The organism is Streptomyces sp. HUAS YS2 (assembly GCF_033343995.1).
Taxonomy (GTDB): Bacteria; Actinomycetota; Actinomycetes; order Streptomycetales; family Streptomycetaceae; genus Streptomyces; species Streptomyces solicathayae.
The window spans coordinates 2,147,711-2,162,310 of record NZ_CP137573.1 but is presented as its reverse complement, the minus strand read 5'-3'; the positions used below and the strand labels follow the sequence as shown (position 1 = coordinate 2,162,310).

The following is a 14,600-nucleotide window of genomic DNA, read 5'->3' as shown; positions in this document are numbered from 1 at the left end:
GGTCCAGCCCGCGCCGTCGGCACATCCCCAGCCGTCGGTCGTCGGCTCCGGCCCGATCATGGGCGGGGCCGGAAGCCGTTTTCCATCGTTCCGAGAGGTTGTTCGTGTCGGCCAGCACATCCCGTACGCTCCCGCCGGAGATCGCCGAGTCCGAGTCTGTGATGGCGCTCATCGAGCGGGGAAAGGCTGATGGGCAGATCGCCGGCGATGACGTGCGTCGGGCCTTCGAGGCTGACCAGATTCCGCCAACCCAGTGGAAGAATGTTCTGCGCAGCCTCAACCAGATCCTCGAGGAAGAGGGTGTGACGCTGATGGTCAGTGCAGCGGAGTCGCCGAAGCGCGCCCGCAAGAGCGTCGCAGCGAAGAGCCCGGCCAAGCGCACCGCCACCAAGACCGTCACCGCCAAGACGACCGTGACCAGGACCGTCGCGGCCGCCACGGCGCCGTCGGCGGCCGAGAGCGCGGACCCCGCCGACGAGGCCGGAGCCCCGGCCAAGAAGGCGGCCGCCAAGAAGACCGTGGCCAAGAAGACGGTGGCGAAGAAGGCCACCGCCAAGAAGACCACGGCGAAGAAGACCGCCTCCAAGAAGGACGCCGACGAGATCGTCGAGGGCGAGGAGCTGCTCGAGGACGTCGCGCCCGGCAAGGGCGAAGAGGAAGAGACCGAGGGCGAGAGCAAGGGCTTCGTCCTGTCCGACGAGGACGAGGACGACGCGCCCGCCCAGCAGGTCGCCGTCGCCGGAGCCACCGCCGACCCGGTCAAGGACTACCTCAAGCAGATCGGCAAGGTCCCGCTGCTCAACGCCGAGCAGGAGGTCGAGCTCGCCAAGCGCATCGAGGCCGGTCTGTTCGCCGAGGACAAGCTGGCGAACTCCGACAAGCTGGCGCCGAAGCTCAAGCGCGAGCTGGAGATCATCGCCGAGGACGGCCGCCGCGCCAAGAACCACCTGCTGGAGGCCAACCTCCGACTGGTGGTCTCGCTGGCCAAGCGCTACACCGGCCGCGGCATGCTCTTCCTGGACCTGATCCAGGAGGGCAACCTGGGTCTGATCCGCGCCGTCGAGAAGTTCGACTACACCAAGGGCTACAAGTTCTCCACGTACGCCACCTGGTGGATCCGTCAGGCGATCACCCGCGCCATGGCCGACCAGGCCCGAACCATCCGTATCCCGGTGCACATGGTCGAGGTCATCAACAAGCTCGCGCGCGTCCAGCGCCAGATGCTCCAGGACCTGGGCCGCGAGCCCACCCCGGAGGAGCTGGCCAAGGAACTCGACATGACCCCGGAGAAGGTCATCGAGGTCCAGAAGTACGGCCGCGAGCCGATCTCGCTGCACACCCCGCTGGGCGAGGACGGCGACAGCGAGTTCGGCGACCTGATCGAGGACTCCGAGGCGGTCGTCCCGGCCGACGCGGTGAGCTTCACGCTCCTCCAGGAGCAGCTGCACTCGGTGCTCGACACCCTCTCCGAGCGCGAGGCCGGCGTGGTCTCCATGCGCTTCGGTCTCACCGACGGTCAGCCGAAGACGCTGGACGAGATCGGCAAGGTCTACGGCGTGACGCGTGAGCGCATCCGTCAGATCGAGTCGAAGACGATGTCGAAGCTGCGTCACCCGTCGCGCTCGCAGGTGCTGCGCGACTACCTCGACTAGGAGCACCGCGCGCCGCGACGCGCCACGCTTCAGGGCCCGGTTCCCCGGAAAGGGGGAACCGGGCCCTTCGGTTGTGCGGGGGTGCGTGGACTGGGTAGCTGCACGACTCTGGGTGAACCGAGAACACCGGAGAGTCAGGAGCCTTCATGCGTCGTCCCATCGCTCGTGCCATGACCGGCGTGCTCGGCCTTGTCTCGGCGGCGGCCGGAGTGCTGGCCGCCCCGGCGCCCGTGGCCGCCGACAGCGTGATCGTCGGGGGCGAGCCTGTGGAGGTCGCCGACACGCCGTGGGTCGTGGCGCTCTCCAGTCGTGACCGGTTCGGAGGTACGCGGGCCGGGCAGTTCTGCGGAGGCGTGGTCGTCGCGCCGACGCGGGTGCTCACCGCGGCGCATTGCCTGGGCCGTGAGGTGCTGGGCGGGGCGCCGGAGGACGTGCCGGACTTCAAGGTGATCGCGGGGCGCACGGAGCTGACGGACCAGGGCGGTCAGGAGATCGGGATCTCCGGCACCTGGGTCAACCCGGAGTACGACCCGGCGACGAACGCGGGCGACCTGGCCGTGCTGACCCTGCGGAGCGCGCTGCCGAGCTCGTACGTGATCGGCACGGCCGGCGCGGGGGACGCCGCCTACAAGCCCGGCACGGGCGCGTCGGTGTACGGCTGGGGTGACACGACGGGGAACGGCACGTACGCCTCGTCACTGCGCGCGGCGCGGGTCCAGGTGCTGGAGGACGCGGCCTGCGAGCGGGCCTACCCGGGCAACGCGAACGGCGAGTACCTGGCCGCGGTCATGCTGTGCGCGGGCGATCCGCTGGGCGGCAAGGACGCCTGCCAGGGGGACAGTGGCGGGCCGCTGGTGGCGATGGGCCGACTGATCGGCCTGGTGTCGTGGGGGAGCGGGTGCGGGGAGGCGGCGAACCCCGGGGTCTACACCCGGATCTCCGCGGTGCTGCCGCCCGACCTCACGAAGGAGCCGGTGCCCGATCTGACGAAGGAGCCCGCGCCCGGCCCGGCGAAGGAGCCGGCGTCCCGCCCTGCCGGGAAGCCCGCCGCGCGATGACGACGCGGGCACGAGTACGGGCGGCCGCCCCCTGGAATGCGGGGGCAGCCGCCCGTCGTCCGGTCACGACCGGCTCTGCTCGTCGTGGACGCGAGGCGTCAGCGGTCCTCGTCGACCGTGTGGGCCGGCACATCGGTGAGCCGGTCCGTCTCGTCCTGTATCTCTGCGGCGATCTTCTTGAGTTCCGGCTCGAACTTGCGCCCGTGGTGGGCACAGAAGAGCAAGTCACCGCCGCTGGTCAGGACGACGCGCAGGTATGCCTGGGCGCCGCAGCGGTCGCAGCGGTCAGCGGCCGTCAGCGGGCTCGCGGGGGTCAGAACAGTAGTCACGTCGCCTCTTCTCTAGCTCGACGAGCTGTCGTACCAGGGTCAACATCCAACCAGGCCGAAAACGTTCCCGCTCGTGGCTTTTCCTCGAAATTTCTTGGTCAAGGTGGCTGTCTGCTGCCGGTTGGCGGCGAATGAGCCGTATTGCGTCGCTCTACGGGTTTCGCATTGCTGTGTGTCGATCGGTCCTCCCGGCGGGGTTGCCGGTTGTTCATGAGGACGTGCCCGGAGCCTAAATGGTTCATGCCTGGAAGGGAACGTGATGTTCACGTCACCCCTTCGAGGGATCGAACACGCATACGACTCTGGACTAGCATGGGAAATCACGAGGGTGGCGTGACAACGGCTCTACCAGGCCTCGGTACCCTCTGACCGGCGACCGACGCCGGGGCCTTTACCCCCACAGGGCCAGATTCAAATTCAGCGAGGAGCGAACCGCGTGACCGCCGAGACGTCCGTGCCGTCCAGTGCGCTGCTGACCGCAGACCGTGACGGTTCCAACTACACCGCGCGGCACCTGCTCGTACTCGAAGGGCTCGAAGCGGTCCGCAAGCGCCCCGGTATGTACATCGGGTCCACCGACAGTCGCGGTCTGATGCACTGCCTCTGGGAGATCATCGACAACTCCGTCGACGAGGCGCTCGGCGGCTACTGCGACCACATCGACGTCGTGCTGCACGACGACGGGTCCGTCGAGGTCCGGGACAACGGCCGTGGCATCCCCGTCGACGTCGAGCCCAAGACCGGGCTCTCCGGCGTCGAGGTCGTCATGACCAAGCTGCACGCCGGCGGAAAGTTCGGCGGCGGCTCGTACGCGGCCTCCGGAGGTCTGCACGGCGTGGGTGCCTCCGTCGTGAACGCCCTCTCGGCCCGGTGCGACATCGAGGTGGACCGCAACGGCGCCACGCACTCGATCAGTTTCCGCCGCGGCGTCCCGGGCATCTTCACCGAGCAGGGCCCCGACAGCCCCTTCGACCCGGCGAACGGGCTGCTGAAGGGCAAGCGCATCCCCAAGACCCGCACCGGTACCCGGACGCGCTACTGGGCGGACCGGCAGATCTTCCTCAAGGAAGCCAAGCTCAACCTGGAGACGCTGCACCAGCGCGCCCGCCAGACCGCCTTCCTGGTGCCCGGCCTGACCATCGTGGTCCGCGACGAGCGCGACCTGGACGGCGTGGGCAAGAGCGAGGAGACGTTCCGCTTCGACGGCGGCATCAGCGAGTTCTGCGAGTACCTCGCCCAGGACAAGGCCGTCTGCGACGTGCTGCGGCTGAGCGGCCAGGGCACCTTCAAGGAGACCGTTCCGGTCCTCGACGACCGGGGGCACATGACGCCCACCGAGGTCACCCGTGAACTCGGCGTGGACGTCGCGCTGCGCTGGGGCACCGGGTACGACACCACGGTGCGGTCGTTCGTGAACATCATCGCGACGCCCAAGGGCGGCACGCACGTCTCCGGCTTCGAGCAGGCGATCACCAAGACGGTCAACGAGGTGCTGCGCTCGGCCAAGATGCTGCGCGTCGCCGAGGACGACATCGTCAAGGACGACGCCCTGGAGGGCCTCACCGCCGTCGTGACCGTACGGCTCGCCGAGCCGCAGTTCGAGGGCCAGACCAAGGAGGTGCTCGGCACCTCGGCCGCCCGGCGGATCGTCGCCAACGTGGTCGCCAAGGAGCTGAAGGCCTTCCTGACGTCCACCAAGCGCGACGCCAAGGCGCAGGCCCGGGCCGTCCTGGAGAAGGCCGTGGCGGCCGCTCGCACGCGGATCGCGGCGCGCCAGCACAAGGACGCCCAGCGCCGGAAGACCGCGCTGGAGTCCTCCTCGCTGCCCGCCAAGCTCGCGGACTGCCGCAGCGACGACGTGGAGCGCAGTGAGCTCTTCATCGTCGAGGGAGACTCCGCGCTCGGCACCGCCAAGCTCGCCCGGAACAGCGAGTTCCAGGCCCTGCTGCCGATCCGCGGCAAGATCCTCAACGTTCAGAAGTCGTCCGTCTCGGACATGCTGAAGAACGCCGAGTGCGGCGCGATCATCCAGGTCATAGGAGCGGGTTCCGGCCGCACCTTCGACATCGACGCCGCCCGCTACGGCAAGATCGTGCTCCTCGTCGACGCCGATGTCGACGGTGCGCACATCCGCTGCCTGCTGCTGACCCTGTTCCAGCGCTACATGCGGCCCATGGTGGAGGCCGGGCGCGTCTTCGCGGCCGTCCCGCCGCTGCACCGCATCGAGCTGGTCCAGCCCAAGAAGGGCCAGGACAAGTACGTGTACACGTACTCGGACAACGAGCTGCGGCAGACCCTGCTCGAGTTCCAGCGCAAGAACGTCCGCTACAAGGACGCCATCCAGCGCTACAAGGGTCTCGGCGAGATGGACGCGGACCAGCTGGCGGAGACCACGATGGACCCCCGGCACCGCACCCTGCGCCGGATCAACATCGGCGATCTGGACTCGGCCGAGCAGATCTTCGACCTGCTCATGGGCAACGACGTGGCACCCCGCAAGGAGTTCATCACCAGCTCCGCGGCGACCCTCGACCGTTCGCGCATCGACGCCTGAGTCGTCGACGCCCGGGTCGTCGACGCCCGCGTCCGTCCTCCGTCGACCCCGTCCACCTGGGGGTGGAGCCGCAAGGTCCATCCCCAGGTGGACGGGACGGCGTGGAGGCCATCCGGCGTATCCGCGCCGAGCACCCCGGCACCGAGGTCGTCGTGCTCACCACGTACGCCGACGACGAGTCGCTCTTTCCCGCTCTGCGGCAGCGCCGCCTGCTGGAACAGCTCATGACCCAGTCGGGGACCTCCGGCGGACTTTCCAACCAGGAGATCGCCGGGCGGCTGCGCATCTCCACGGCGACCGTGAAGACCCACATCAACAACCTCTTCGCCAAGACCGGGGTGCGCGATCGCGCCCAGGCGGTCCGATATGCGCATCAGCGCGGGATTGTCAGGTGACCCCGGGATTCCGTCACCTGATGGGGTGAAGTGAGAGGGGAGAAGAGTCCGAGATCTTCCCGCTCTGTCCATCCTTGGGCACGCGGCCGAAACGGTTCGCTGACAAGGAGAGTTCACCGGTGGAGAAGCAGGAAGGGCCGAGCGTCCCGGAGGGGCGGATCGACGATCCCTGGTACGACGCGCTCGCGTCCGGATGGGGAGAGCCGGCCGCCACGGCCGCTCCGGACGAGGCCGCCGGGCCGCCCGGGCGAGTGCCGCGGCAGCACGTCCGCACCGCCGCCGACATCTACCTGGAAGTGCAGCGCAGCGCCGCCTTCCAGGAAGTGCGCGGCCGCTACCGGCGGTTCGTCTTCCCGGCCGCCGTCGCCTTCCTGGTCTGGTACTTCGCCTACGTCGTCGCGGCCACCGTGGCCCCGGACCTGATGGCCCGGCCCGTCGTCGGCGCGGTGAACGTGGCGATGGTCGCCGGACTCGGCCAGTTCCTCAGCACCTTCCTGCTGACCTGGGCGTACGCCCGGCACGCCCGGCTGCGCCGGGACCCGGCGGCGCTCGAACTGCGCTGGGACACCCAAGAGATGACACGAGGGATGGCGCACGGGGCGACGCCGGGCACGCAGCCCGGCACGACGCAGGGGACGGTACGGGGGACGGCGTCGTGAGCGGTTCCCATCAGACCCTGGCGCTGGTGCTGTTCAGCGCTTTCATCGCGGTCACCCTGGCCATCACCACCTGGGTGAGCCGGAACCGGCGCGGCTCGGCGGAGGAGTTCTACGCGGGCGGACGGCTGTTCTCGCCCATGGAGAACGGATTCGCCATCGCCGGCGACTACATGTCCGCGGCGTCCTTCCTCGGCATCTCCGGCCTGATCGCCCTCTTCGGCTACGACGGCATGCTCTACTCCGTCGGCTTCCTGGTCGCCTGGCTGGTCGTACTGCTGCTGGTCGCCGAACTCGTCCGCAACTGCGGCCGGTTCACCCTCGCCGACGTCGTCGCCGCCCGCATGGCCGAGCGGCCCGTACGCATCGCCGCCGGCACGTCCTCCGTCACCGTGTCGGTGCTCTACCTGGTGGCGCAGATGGTCGGCGCGGGCAGCCTGGTCGCCCTGCTGCTAGGTGGCACCAGCGGCGCCGCCCGCTCCTGGACCGTGATCGGCGTCGGCGCGCTCATGGTGATCTACGTGTCCCTCGGTGGGATGCGCGCCACCACCTGGATCCAGATCGTCAAGGCCGTTCTCCTCATGGCGGGCTCGGTCGCGCTGACCGTGCTCGTCCTGGTCCGCTTCCACGGCGACTTCGGGCAGCTGCTCCTCACCGCCGCCGAACGCAGCGGCCACGGAAGGGACTTCCTCGGACCGGGCCTGCGCTACGGAGGCGACTGGACGGCGAAGCTCGACTTCATCAGCCTCGGGCTGGCCCTCGTGCTCGGCACCGCCGGCCTGCCGCACATCCTGTCCCGCTTCTACACCGTGCCGACCGCTGCCGCGGCCCGCCGCTCGGTCGTCTGGTCGATCGGCCTGATCGGCAGCTTCTACCTGATGACGATCGTCCTCGGCTTCGGCGCCGCCGCGATCATCGGCCCCGACGCCGTCCGCGCGTCGAACGCCGCGGGCAACACCGCCGTGCCGCTGCTCGCGCTCGATCTCGGCGGCGGCGCGGGCTCCACCGGCGGCACCGTACTCTTCGCGATCGTCGCCGCGGTCGCCTTCGCGACGATCCTCGCCGTCGTCGCGGGCATCACCCTGGCCTCGTCCGCCTCCGTCGCCCACGACCTGTACGCGACGCTGCGCCGCCGCCGGGGCAACCACGCCGGGAAGAAGCCGTACAGCGAGGTCGCGGTCGCGCGGGCCGCGGCGGCCGGGATCGGCGTGGCCGCGATCGGCCTGGGGCTGCTCGCCCGCGACCTCAATGTGGCGTTCCTGGTCGGCCTCGCCTTCGCGGTGGCCGCCTCCGCGAACCTGCCGGTGCTGCTGTACTCGCTGTTCTGGCGGAACTTCACCACGCGCGGCGCGGTCTGGTCCGTGTACGGAGGGCTGGTCCCGGCCGTGCTGCTCGTGGTGCTCTCGCCGGTCGTCTCCGGCAGCCCCGAAGCACTGTTCCCCGGCGTGGACTTCCATGTCTTCCCGCTGCAGAACCCCGGGCTGGTCTCGATCCCGCTGGGCTTCCTGGCCGGCTGGATCGGTACGGCCACCTCGCCCGAGGCCCCGGACGCGGCCAAGCACGCGGAGACCGAGGTCCGGGCGCTCACCGGGGCGGGCGCGGTCTGACGGCAGCGGACCGCGCACGGCCTCGGGGGCACGCACCTCGGACGTGGCTCAGGCGGACGCGACCCAGACGTACCGGTGCTCGGGCCGGCCCGTCTCCCCGTACCTGAGCGACAGCCGTACGCGGCCCGAGCGCTCCAGGAGCTTGAGGTAGCGCTGCGCGGTCTGCCGGCTCACCCCCGCCCGCTCGGCGATGTCCTGCGTGGACAGCGCCCCGTCGGCGGACAGCAGTACCTGACGGACCAGTTCGGCGGTCGTCGGCGAGTGCCCCTTGGGCAGCTCGGGGGCGGTCGACCCGGCCGACAGGGCCCCGAAGATCCGGTCCACCTCGGCCTGTTCCGCCTCGCCGCCGCCGTCCAGGGTGCGGCGCAGCCCCGCGTACGCCTCCAGCCGGGCGCGCAGCCCCGCGAAGGTGAACGGCTTGACCATGTACTGCAGCGCGCCGTGGCGCATCGCCGCCTGGACGGTGGCCACGTCACGGGCGGCCGTCACCATGATCACGTCGGTGTGGCGGCCGTGACCGCGCAGTTCACGGACCACGTCCAGGCCGTTCCCGTCCGGCAGGTAGTGGTCGAGGAGGATCAGGTCCACCGGAGTGTCGTCGAGACGGGCGAGCGCCTCGGCGGCCGAGTGGGCGCTCCCGGCGACGTGGAAACCGGGAACCTTCTCCACGTACGCGGCGTTGATCCGCGCGACGCGCACGTCGTCGTCGACGACCAGGACCTCGATCACCGGGCCTCCTCCGCCGTGCCGACCACGGTGCCGGCCTGCGTGACGACCGCGGTCACCACGCCGGGAGCCGCAGGGTCCTCGCCCGGCGCCTCGGGCGCGTCCGTGAGGGCCTCCGGCAGGACGACGGTGAACTCGGCGCCGCCGTCGGCCGCCGCGCCCACGCGGGCGCTGCCGCCCCGCCGCTCGGCCAGCCGGCGCACCAGCGGCAGCCCCAGGCCGCGCTTGCCGTGCGACGGGGGTTCCTTGGTCGTCCAGCCCTCGGTGAAGATCAGCTCGCGGTGCGCGTCCGGGACACCCGGGCCGCTGTCCGTGACCCGCAGCACCGCCGCACGGCCCTCCGCGTGAAGCGCGACCTCGATCCGGGCGTCTGCGGTACCGGCGGCCGCGTCCAGGGCGTTGTCGACGAGGTTGCCGACGACGGTGACGAGCTCGCGCGGGTCGACCACGCGGTCCGGCAGCAGACTGTCGGCCGCGATCCGGAGCGAGACGCCCCGCTCGGCGGCCACGGTGGCCTTGCCGACCAGGAGCGCGGCGACCAGCGGATCGTGGACCCGCTCCGTCACCTGCTCGGCGGTGGCCCGGTGGACGCCGACCACCTCCGTGACGAACTCGACCGCCTCGTCGTGCATCTCCAGCTCCAGCAGCCCGAGCAGGGTGTGCATCCGGTTGGCGTGCTCGTGGTCCTGGGCGCGCAGGGCGTCGATCAGGCCCCGGGTGGAGTCCAGCTCGCGGCCGAGCCGCTCCAGCTCGGTGCGGTCGCGCAGGGTGGCGACGGCGCCGCCGTCGTCCGTGGGCATCCGGTTGGCCACGAGCACGCGGTGGCCGCGCACGGTCACCAGGTCCCGGCCGGTGACCCGGCCGGCCAGCACCTCGGCGGTCCGGCCGGCGCCGAGCACCTCCTCCAGCGGCCGCCCGGCCGCCTCCGGGCCGACGCCGAGCAGCCGCTGTGCCTCGTCGTTGACCAGCCGGATCCGGCCCGCCCTGTCGAGCGCGACGACGCCCTCGCGGATGCCGTGCAGCATCGCCTCGCGCTCGGCGAGCAGCGCGGCGATGTCGGAGAACGCCAGGTCACGGGTCTGCCGCTGGAGGCGGCGGGAGATCAGGTAGGCGGCGAGCGCGCCCACGGCCAGCGCGCCGCCCGCGTACGCGAGCAGCCCGGGGATCGCGGCCAGCAGACGGTCCCGCACGCTGTCGTACTCGATGCCAACGGAGACGGCGCCCACGATGTCCCCGCCGGCGTCGCGCAACGGGGCCTTGCCGCGTGCGGAGCGGCCCAGGGTGCCGCTGTCGATCTCCATGACCTCGTGGCCCGCCAGCGCGGCGCTCGGGTCCGTGGAGACGACCTTGCCGATCTGCGCGGGGTCGGTGTGCGACCACCGCACGCCTCGGGTGTCCATCACGACGACGTACTCGGCGCCGGTCGTCCGCCGGATCCGCTCGGCCTCCGCCTGCACCGGCCCGTCCGCGCGGGGCGGCGTCCCGACCAGCTCGGCGGCGGTGCGCGGGGACGCGGTGGTCTCGGCGATGGCGAGCGCGCGGCGCATCGCCTGGTCGTCCAGCTGGGCGCTGAGCGGGGCCAGGAACAGCCCGGTGGCCAGCACGGTCACGCCGGTCGCGATGGCCAGCTGCATGAGCAGGACCTGCGCGAACATCCGCCGCGGCCAGCCCAGCCGACGGCGCCGCGCACCGGTGGCCGCGGCGGCGGAGGCGGATGAGGTCATGGGAGGAACGGTAAAGGGCCGCAGACGACGACCGGAAATCTCCCGCCGAGGCCCGAGGCCCGAGGCCCGAGGCCCGAGGCCCGAGGCCCGGGCGCCTCTCGGTCCAGCCGCCCCCGCCCACGCCGTCGCCTCGCCCCGGAGCCTTCCCGGCCCCGGCGCCCCGCCGACCTATCCTGGAGCGTCCGGCCGCGGGGTCGGACGGATCCGTGGCGGAGAGTGAGAGGCACCCCTTTGAGCACGCAGCAGATTCCCGTCGTCGTCCTCGCGGGATTCCTCGGCTCCGGCAAGACCACCCTGCTCAACCATCTGCTGCGCAGCGCCCGCGGAACACGCATCGGCGTCATGGTCAACGACTTCGGCGACATCGGGATCGACGCGATGACCGTCGCCGGTCAGGTCGGCTCCACGGTGTCGCTCGGCAACGGGTGCCTGTGCTGCGCCGTCGACGCGAGCGAGCTCGACACGTACCTGGAGGTGCTCACCCGCCCCGAGGTCGGCCTCGACGTGATCGTGATCGAGGCGAGCGGGCTCGCCGAGCCGCAGGAGCTCGTCCGGATGGTCCTGGCCAGCGAGAACGAGCGGATCGTGTACGGCGGGCTGGTCCAGGTCGTGGACGCGGCGGAGTTCGGCGCCACCCGCGAGCGGCACCCGGAGACCGACCGCCACCTCGGCATCGCCGACCTCGTCGTGATCAACAAGGCCGACCGGGTCGGCGAGGAGGCGCTCGCGGTCGTACGGGACACCGTCGGCGGCCTCGCCGGGCGCGCCGCGGTGATCAGCGCCGCGTACGGACGCGTCGATCCGGAGCTGCTCTTCGACCGGGTCGTGCCCGAGGGCGAGATCGAGGGCCAGATGTCCATCGAGGACATCCTGTACGCGGACGAGGACGCGCACGCCCACCCCCACGCGGCCTACGAGACGCTCTCGCACGCCTCCGCCGTCCCGCTGCACCCCCGCCGCCTGATGGCCTTCCTGGACTCCCGCCCCGAGGGCCTCTACCGGATCAAGGGCTTTGTCGACTTCGGCGCCGCCGACCCGGCGAACCGGTACGTCGTGCACGCCGTCGGCCGGTTCCTGCGCTTCTACCCCGAGCCCTGGCCGGCCGGCGAGGACCGCCTCACCCAGCTCGTCCTCATCGGCTCCGCCGTCGACGCCGCCGCCCTGCGCAAGGAGCTGGCGTCCTGCGCGCAGAACGGCCCGCAGGACGCCCCCGACGAGCAGAGCATGTGGGGCGTCCTGCGGTATGTGCCTCGCTCGGAGGAGGAACCCTCCGAGGTTCTGCCGGACTAGCTCGCCGGCCCCGCCAGGACCGCGACCGAGCCGGCCAGGGGGGTGCCCGAGCCGTCCCGGCGCGGGTCGGGCTCGGGGAGCTCCGCCGGGGTGCCGTTCTGCTGGGCGGCTCGGGCCGGGGCCGCGCCCGCCCAGGCCAGGACCAGGACGTCCTCGCCCTTCAGGAAGCGCTGGCAGCGGACGCCGCCGGTCGCGCGGCCCTTGCGCGGGTACTGGTCGAACGGCGTCAGCTTCGCCGACGTGCCGGCCGAGGCGTCCAGCGTCCCCGTCGCGCCGGCGACCGTGAACACCACCGCGTCCGCCGCCGGGTCCACCGCGGTGAACGAGAGCACCTCCGCGCCCTCCGCGAGCTTGATGCCCGCCATGCCGCCCGCCGGGCGGCCCTGCGGCCGGACCTGGGAGGCCTGGAAGCGCAGCAGCTGCGCGTCGGAGGTGATGAAGACGAGGTCCTCCTCGCCGGTGCGCAGTTCGGTCGCGCCGACGATGCGGTCCCCGTCCTTGAGGGTGATGACCTCCAGCTCGTCCTTGTTCGCCGGATAGTCCGGCACCACGCGCTTCACCACGCCCTGTGCCGTGCCGAGCGCCAGGCCCGGCGAGGACTCGTCGAGCGTGGTCAGGCAGACGACCGTCTCGTCCGCCTCCAGGGACAGGAACTCCGCCAGCGGCGCGCCGCCCGCGAGGTTCGGCGCCGCCGCGGTGTCCGGGAGCTGTGGCAGATCGATCACCGCCAGCCGCAGCAGCCGCCCGGCCGAGGTCACCGCGCCGACGTCGCCGCGCTGCGTGGCCGGCACCGCCGAGACGATCACGTCGTGCTTGGCCCGCTTGGCGTCCTCCGGCGCGGACAGCTCCGCCGTCGCCGTGCGGGCGAGCAGCCCGGTGGAGGACAGCAGCACGCGGCAGGGGTCGTCCGCGACCTCCAGGGCCACCGCCGCGACCGGCGCGCCCGCCGACTCCAGCAGGACCGTGCGCCGGTCGGTGCCGAACTTCTTCGCCACCGCGGCCAGTTCCGCCGAGACCAGCTTGCGCAGCTCGGAGTCGGACTCCAGGATCCCGGTCAGCTCGTCGATCTCGCCGGTGAGCCGGTCCCGCTCGGTCTCCAGCTCCAGGCGGTCGAACTTGGTGAGCCGGCGCAGCGGGGTGTCCAGGATGTACTGCGTCTGGATCTCGCTCAGCGAGAAGCGCTCCATCAGGCGCTCCTTCGCCTGTGCGGAGTTCTCGCTCTCCCGGATCAGCCGGATGACCTCGTCGATGTCCAGCAGGGCCACCAGCAGGCCCTCGACCAGGTGCAGCCGGTCCCGCTTCTTGCCGCGGCGGAACTCGGAGCGCCGCCGGACCACGTCGAAGCGGTGGTCGAGGTAGACCTCCAGGAGCTCCTTCAGGCCCAGCGTCAGCGGCTGGCCGTCGACCAGCGCCACGTTGTTGATGCCGAAGGACTCCTCCATCGGCGTCAGCTTGTACAGCTGCTCAAGAACCGCCTCCGGCACGAAGCCGTTCTTGACCTCGATGACCAGCCGCAGGCCGTGCGACCGGTCGGTGAGGTCCTTGACGTCGGCGATGCCCTGGAGCTTCTTCGAGCCGACCAGGTCCTTGATCTTGGTGATGACCTTCTCGGGGCCGACCGTGAACGGCAGTTCCGTGACGACGATGCCCTTGCGGCGGGCCGTCACGTTCTCGATCGTCGTGGTGGCGCGGATCTTGAAGGTGCCCCGGCCGGACTCGTACGCGTCCTTGATGCCGGACAGGCCGACGATCCGGCCGCCGGTCGGCAGGTCGGGGCCGGGCACGAAGCGCATCAGCGCCTCGAGGTCCGCGTGCGGGTACCGGATGAGGTGCCGGGCGGCCGCGATCACCTCGCCCAGATTGTGCGGCGGCATGTTCGTCGCCATGCCGACCGCGATCCCGGAGGCGCCGTTGACCAGCAGGTTCGGGTACGCCGCCGGCAGGGCGACGGGCTCCTGCTCCTGGCCGTCGTAGTTCGGGGTGAAGTCGACGGTGTCCTCGTCGATCGACTCCGTCATCAGCAGCGCCGCGGCGGCCATCTTCGACTCGGTGTACCGCATGGCGGCCGGCGGGTCGTCGTTGCCGAGGGAGCCGAAGTTGCCGTGGCCGTCGACCAGCGGGACGCGCATGGAGAAGGGCTGCGCCATGCGCACCAGCGCGTCGTAGATCGACGCGTCACCGTGCGGGTGCAGCTTGCCCATGACCTCGCCGACGACGCGGGCGCACTTCACGTACCCCCGGTCGGGCCGCAGGCCCATCTCGGACATCTGGTAGACGATGCGGCGCTGCACCGGCTTCATGCCGTCGCGTGCGTCGGGCAGGGCGCGCGAGTAGATCACCGAGTACGCGTACTCGAGGAAGGAGCCCTGCATCTCGTCGACGACGTCGATGTCGAGGATCCTCTCCTCGAACGCGTCGTCCGGCGGCGGTGTCTTCGTGCTGCGGCGGGCCATCGCGGCTGCGGCTCCTTCACCAACAAGGTTGATCTGACGCGGACCATTGTGGACCGTCGCACCGACAACGCAGACCGCGACCCGGAAGAGGGACAGTCCGATGCCCCGGGAACTTCGCGAGGTGCCGGTGCGCTTGCATACAGTGGCAGGACTCTT

10 protein-coding genes and 1 pseudogene are annotated in these 14,600 nt (G+C 71.2%); 7 read left to right on the top strand and 4 right to left on the bottom strand.

Annotation, left to right across the window (positions count from 1 at the left end; translation table 11 throughout):
* Positions 1 to 104 precede the first annotated feature (104 nt).
* Positions 105 to 1,652, top strand: coding sequence for an RNA polymerase sigma factor (locus R2D22_RS09730; RefSeq protein WP_318102689.1), 1,548 nt, complete (start codon positions 105 to 107; stop codon positions 1,650 to 1,652).
* Positions 1,653 to 1,798: 146 nt separating this feature from the next.
* Positions 1,799 to 2,710 carry a S1 family serine peptidase gene (locus R2D22_RS09725; RefSeq protein WP_318102688.1) on the top strand — a complete coding sequence of 304 codons (912 nt, stop codon included), beginning with the start codon at positions 1,799 to 1,801 and terminating at the stop codon, positions 2,708 to 2,710.
* Between the two features lie 98 nt (positions 2,711 to 2,808).
* Here R2D22_RS09725 and R2D22_RS09720 read toward each other — a convergent pair whose 3' ends face one another.
* Positions 2,809 to 3,039, bottom strand: coding sequence for a DUF7455 domain-containing protein (locus R2D22_RS09720; RefSeq protein ID WP_318102687.1), 231 nt, complete (start codon positions 3,037 to 3,039; stop codon positions 2,809 to 2,811).
* Between the two features lie 436 nt (positions 3,040 to 3,475).
* On the opposite strand from R2D22_RS09720, the gene R2D22_RS09715 reads away from it, so the two are divergent.
* The 4 genes and pseudogenes from R2D22_RS09715 to R2D22_RS09700 all read left to right on the top strand — a co-directional run bounded on the left by R2D22_RS09715 (position 3,476) and on the right by R2D22_RS09700 (position 8,251).
* A complete protein-coding gene (locus R2D22_RS09715) occupies positions 3,476 to 5,593 on the top strand; it encodes a DNA gyrase/topoisomerase IV subunit B (RefSeq protein ID WP_318102686.1) in 2,118 nt (705 codons plus the stop codon).
* 95 nt (positions 5,594 to 5,688) lie between these two features.
* Positions 5,689 to 5,988 (top strand): annotated as a pseudogene (locus R2D22_RS09710) (response regulator transcription factor); the annotation flags it as partial.
* Between the two features lie 119 nt (positions 5,989 to 6,107).
* A complete protein-coding gene (locus tag R2D22_RS09705) occupies positions 6,108 to 6,647 on the top strand; it encodes a DUF485 domain-containing protein (RefSeq protein ID WP_318102685.1) in 540 nt (179 codons plus the stop codon).
* Positions 6,644 to 8,251: a solute symporter family protein gene (locus R2D22_RS09700; protein WP_318102684.1), complete on the top strand. Its 1,608-nt coding sequence runs from the start codon at positions 6,644 to 6,646 to the stop codon at positions 8,249 to 8,251. Before R2D22_RS09705 ends, R2D22_RS09700 begins: the two co-directional genes overlap by 4 nt.
* A gap of 48 nt (positions 8,252 to 8,299) precedes the next feature.
* Here R2D22_RS09700 and R2D22_RS09695 read toward each other — a convergent pair whose 3' ends face one another.
* Both R2D22_RS09695 and R2D22_RS09690 read right to left on the bottom strand, forming a co-directional pair.
* Positions 8,300 to 8,980 carry a response regulator gene (locus R2D22_RS09695; RefSeq protein WP_318102683.1) on the bottom strand — a complete coding sequence of 227 codons (681 nt, stop codon included), beginning with the start codon at positions 8,978 to 8,980 and terminating at the stop codon, positions 8,300 to 8,302.
* Positions 8,977 to 10,701 carry a sensor histidine kinase gene (locus R2D22_RS09690; RefSeq protein WP_318102682.1) on the bottom strand — a complete coding sequence of 575 codons (1,725 nt, stop codon included), beginning with the start codon at positions 10,699 to 10,701 and terminating at the stop codon, positions 8,977 to 8,979. Before R2D22_RS09690 ends, R2D22_RS09695 begins: the two co-directional genes overlap by 4 nt.
* Before the next feature lie 231 nt (positions 10,702 to 10,932).
* Here R2D22_RS09690 and R2D22_RS09685 point away from each other — a divergent pair, with 231 nt between their 5' ends.
* Entirely contained in the window at positions 10,933 to 11,991 is a 1,059-nt protein-coding gene (locus R2D22_RS09685; RefSeq protein WP_318102681.1) for a CobW family GTP-binding protein, read from the top strand.
* On the opposite strand, the gene R2D22_RS09680 is transcribed toward R2D22_RS09685, so the two are convergent.
* On the bottom strand, positions 11,988 to 14,444 hold the full coding sequence (locus R2D22_RS09680; RefSeq protein WP_318102680.1) for a DNA gyrase/topoisomerase IV subunit A: 2,457 nt from the start codon (positions 14,442 to 14,444) through the stop codon (positions 11,988 to 11,990). The genes R2D22_RS09685 and R2D22_RS09680 overlap by 4 nt on opposite strands.
* Positions 14,445 to 14,600: the final 156 nt, after the last annotated feature.